This window comes from Polaromonas sp. P1_G4 (genome assembly GCF_056405475.1).
In genome coordinates this window covers 1-2,368 of sequence record NZ_JBFUCA010000594.1, presented here as the reverse complement: position 1 = coordinate 2,368, position 2,368 = coordinate 1, and the positions used below count along the sequence as shown (strand labels likewise).

Genomic DNA, 2,368 nt, shown 5'->3' with positions numbered 1-2,368 from the left:
GCAATTCGCGCTGCCCCTGTCCGTCCAGCCCTCCCAAGCCGACAATCTCGCCTCGCAGAATCTCCAGCGAAATGTCCCGGAGGCTGGGCTCCCAGCTCAAGGACTTGACCGTGACAGCCGGTCGCGCATCCGTGGCCGGACCGGTCTTGGGCGGGTACGACTTGGCGACGTCACGACCGATCATGAGTTGCACCACTTCAGCGTCGGTCCGCGTGCCGTTGGCAAACGTGTCGACGCGGCGACCACTGCGAAAAACCGAACAGGTACCGGCGAGCGCCTTGACCTCGTGCATGCGGTGCGAGATGAACAGCGCTGCGACGCCCTGGTCTCGCAGACTGAAGAGCAGGCGGTACAGGCGTTCCACGTCTTCGCTGCTGAGGGCGGAGGTCGCCTCGTCCAGGATGAGCAGGCGCGGCTGCGCGCCTAGCGCCTTGGCAATTTCGACGACCTGCCGGCGGGATAGCGGCAGGTCGCGCACGCGGTCCATGGGATGGATGTCGCTGCAACCCAGCAGGGAAAGCAGCTCGGTAGCTCGCTCTTGTTGAGTCTTGGCGTCGATCAGGCCGTACTTCACCGGGGGCCTGGACAGGAAAATGTTGTCGCACACGGACAAGTCCGGGACCAGCGACAGCTCCTGGAACACACAAACGATACCGCGCTCGCGCGCGGAGTTCGGAGAGTCCAGCCGCAGTTCCTTGCCGTCCAGCAGGATACGGCCCGCGTCGGGCTGAACGACGCCGGCGATGATCTTGATCAAGGTCGACTTGCCGGCACCGTTCTCGCCCAGAACAGCGTGAATTTCACCTGCCGTACAAGCGAAGTCCGCGCTGTCAAGCGCACATACGCCGCCGTAGCGCTTGGTGATGCCCTGGAGTTCGAGCAAGGGTTTCTGGGTCACGGAAAGAAAAGCCTCCAAACAGGAAAAATGCCGGGCGCGGCCACACAGCCCGGCGTTAAAACTCCAAGGCTGATCTCAGGTATTTCCCTCGCTCTGCTTCATGATGTCCGGCGCCGTCAGGTTGATGTTGCAAGGCGGAAACTCGTTGGCCACGTAGAAGGTGTCGGGTAAATCCGGGTAGAAGTTCTTTCCCGGTGCCATGTTCTGGTATTCGACGTAGGGAATGGGCACCGAGATGTACTGCGGCAGCTTTTGGCCTTGCAGTGCGGCGATGGCCGCCTTCAGGGCCACCGAGACCAGGCCAGGCGACTGCGCGGCCGAAGCGCCTTTGAGGCCGTCCTTATGGTACTGATGGACCATCTTGCGAAAGCCATTTTCCCCTTCCGCACCGATGGGCACGAACGGGTGCTTGGCCTCGATCAGCGCACGAATGGTGCCGTTGGATCCAGCCTGCGTGTAGATGCCGTTGAAGCGGCCATGCACGGCAATCGCGTCGGCCGCTACCTTCTGCGAAGTGCCGTCGTCCCAGTTGCCCACCACTTCGATAATCTGGACCTGCTTGTGCTTGTCCATGATCTCGCGGAAACCGAGATGGCGGTCGCGGTCCACCGAGTTGCCCGGCAAGCCGCGAATCTCCAGAACCTTGCCGCTGGTCACGCCGTTCTTCTCCAGCCAGCGGCCCATCAGGCGGCCCATTTCCAGCTGGTCTTCGTTCACCTGGATCACCTCGTCGGTGTCGAGCACATTGTCGAACGGGATCAGCACGACGCCAGCCTCTTTGGCGCGCTTGATCACCGGCTTGWACGAGGTGGGYGACACCGCGATCGTGAGGATGGCGTCGAAGCCCGCGTTGATGAAGTTGTCGATGGCGCCCAGCTGCGCAGCCACGTCCGTACCGGTGGACACGACCTTCAGCTCCTTGATGTGCGGCTTCATCTCCGGCGTTGCTGCATAAGCCTTCAGCGACTTGATCATCTGGATGCGCCAGCTGTTGCCGGCATAACCATTGGCCAATGCGATGCGGTACGGTCCCTTCTTGGCCGGATACTGGATGGTCTTCGTGTTGCCGGAGAACGGCTTGAAGCAGGCCGGCTCGTAGGTTTGGGCCAACGCCGGCGCGCCCAGGCCGGCCAGTGTTGCGGCCGCGCCCGCGGCCAGAATATCTCGTCTCGTTTGCATGCTTGTCTCCTGTTTAGAGTGTGCCGGTCTCTGAAGCCGGCGAGCTGACAACGGCGCAGGATTGCGCGAAGCATTTGGCCAGGGCAAAACTTGATCAATTCATTTTTGGTCTGGCCATATCGGACCGCATCAGGGCTTTCCCTTGACTTGCGCCGCTTCGAAGGCTGCGTCGCCCCCTCAGGCCCCAAGGCGCCGCAGGCGGGTCAGCCTGCCTGCGACACCAACACCGACGGCGAGCTCCAGGAGCGGGGCGACATGACAATCCGGAAGTCCTCGATCGTCGCGTTGCGG

General features: G+C 62.3%; 3 protein-coding genes. 1 reads left to right on the top strand and 2 read right to left on the bottom strand.

Translation table 11 applies throughout. From position 1 onward, the window contains the following. Nucleotides 1–898 (bottom strand): ATP-binding cassette domain-containing protein (locus AC1D1X_RS20975; protein ID WP_477699075.1); only part of this gene is annotated, 898 nt, incomplete at its 3' end. 75 nt (nucleotides 899–973) lie between these two features. Continuing rightward, nucleotides 974–2,077, bottom strand: coding sequence for a sugar ABC transporter substrate-binding protein (locus AC1D1X_RS20970; RefSeq protein ID WP_477699074.1), 1,104 nt, complete (start codon nucleotides 2,075–2,077; stop codon nucleotides 974–976). A 90-nt stretch (nucleotides 2,078–2,167) separates the two neighbouring features. On the opposite strand from AC1D1X_RS20970, the gene AC1D1X_RS20965 reads away from it, so the two are divergent. Beyond that, on the top strand, nucleotides 2,168–2,368 hold a 201-nt coding region (locus AC1D1X_RS20965; protein WP_477699073.1), incomplete at its 3' end, for a hypothetical protein.